This window comes from Blastomonas sp. UPD001, assembly GCF_003426715.1.
GTDB lineage: Bacteria > Pseudomonadota > Alphaproteobacteria > Sphingomonadales > Sphingomonadaceae > Blastomonas.
On the sequence record NZ_QKVT01000019.1, the window covers coordinates 1 to 1384 of the forward strand.

Consider the following 1384-nt stretch of genomic DNA (forward strand, 5'->3'; position numbering starts at 1 on the left):
AATCGGTGTGCAATTTCATGTTGAGAACACAAGCAGTTACGTCAGCATGTTCCGCCCCACGAGATCGGAGTCGACGTTAGGTGACCTGAGACCCCGAACTCCTCCGGTTTAGGAGAGAGTCCTGTGTTTCGTTCTTGGCCTCATGCGGCCTGTTTTTCCAGCGTGGATTTCATTGCGAACTCGGCCGGTGGCATATTTCCGAGCGCCGAGTGTGGTCTGTGGTGGTTGTAGTCCTCCTTCCATGATGTGATGGCGCTGCGGGCCTCGGACAGCTTCGAGAACAGCGTTTCGTTGAGGCATTCGTCCCGGAAGCGACCATTGAAGCTCTCGACGAAGGCGTTCTGAGTGGGTTTGCCCGGCGCGATGTAATGCCATTCGACGCCGGTCTGCTGGCACCATCGCAGAACCGCCATCGAGGTCAGCTCGGTGCCGTTGTCAGAGACGATCGTGTCCGGCCGGCCGCGCCATCGGATGATCGCGTCCAGTTCGCGCACGACGCGCAGGCCCGACAGCGAGGTGTCGGCGATCAGCGCCAGACACTCCCGCGTGTAATCGTCGACGACGACCAGCACCCGGAAACGACGGCCGTCGGTGAGGGTGTCGGAGACGAAGTCGAGGCTCCAACGGGCATTGGCACGTTCGGGAACCAGCATGGGCCTACGCGTGCCGAGCGCCCGCTTGCGGCCGCCGCGACGGCGCACCTGTAGCTTCTCCTCCCGGTAGAGGCGCCGCAGCTTCTTCTGGTTCATCACGATGCCCTGGCGGTCCAGCATGACGTGGATCCTGCGATAGCCGAACCGCCGGCGCTCCGCCGCCACCACCTTCATCGCCTCACGCAACGGAGCGTCGTCCGGACGGGTGCCGGTGTAGCGCACCGTCGAACGGTCGATCCTCAGAGCCTGGCACGCCCGACGCTGGCTCACCCCATGCACCTTGCAGGCATGAGCCACCGCCTTCCGCTTCGCATCGGGCGTCACCATTTTTTTGCGGCAACATCCTTCAGGATCGCGTTGTCGAGCATCTGTTCGGCGAGCAGCTTCTTCAGCCGGGCGTTCTCGTCCTCAAGAGCCTTCAGGCGGCGGGCATCGGACACATCCATGCCCCCGAACTTCGCCTTGAACTTGTAGAAGGTCGCTGCCGAGATGCCGTGCTTGCGGCAGACATCCGCCGTCTTCGCCCCGGCTTCTTGCTCCTTCAGCATCCCGATGATCTGTTCTTCCGTGAACCGCGAGGGTCGCATCGTCCGTCTCCCTGATCGACGGACTCTACCCAAATCTGGAGGAAGTTCAGGGTCTCAGGTCAACGCATCTCACCGAAACTCGGCGAGCGGTTGATCGCCGACATTGCCGCTATCCCGGAAAATGGTCCTGTCTTCCAGTTGATA

At 61.8% G+C, this 1384-nt stretch carries 1 protein-coding gene; it reads right to left on the minus strand.

All coding sequences use genetic code 11. The features are described 5' to 3' along the window. Positions 1–140: 140 nt before the first annotated feature. Positions 141–1240, minus strand: a protein-coding gene (locus tag DM995_RS17850) for an IS3 family transposase (protein WP_502696617.1) whose coding sequence is annotated in 2 segments (ribosomal slippage) — positions 141–979 and positions 979–1240 — 1101 coding nt in all. Because the reading frame shifts where the segments join, the coding sequence is not laid out codon by codon here. Positions 1241–1384 lie beyond the last annotated feature (144 nt).